The 343-nt window shown below is 48.7% G+C and carries 1 protein-coding gene; it reads left to right on the forward strand.

Going from position 1 to position 343, the window contains the following annotated elements; genetic code table 11:
• Nucleotides 1-75: 75 nt before the first annotated feature.
• Nucleotides 76-343 (forward strand): AraC family transcriptional regulator (locus tag HBA93_RS19665; protein ID WP_353619412.1); only part of this gene is annotated, 268 nt, incomplete at its 3' end.

Raw genomic sequence — 343 nt, forward strand, 5'->3', positions numbered from 1 at the left:
GCCACGGCGAATAGCAATCTTGAACTCGGACGCCACATATCGCCTCTGACGTCCATTCAATGCCCGCAAACGCCTATTTTCTGTATGATACTACAAGGTGTTATGACGATTGAACTGGGCGGAAGAACTCAAAAATTTGGCGTCGGGGATTACTTGTTTGTATCCTTTGATATTCCTGTTGCATTTCGGATTATTGAAGCCAGCGAGGAACAGCCGTGCATCGGTTTTGGTATGACAATTTCACCGGAGCGTCTACGCGAGGTGCTTGCAAAAATGGATGTTCCGCCACGCCCTGTGGTAACGCACGAGGCTTGCAGCGTTATTGTTGATCGTGTGGATTCTG

The organism is Ochrobactrum sp. SFR4, assembly GCF_019730395.1.
GTDB lineage: Bacteria > Pseudomonadota > Alphaproteobacteria > Rhizobiales > Rhizobiaceae > Pseudochrobactrum.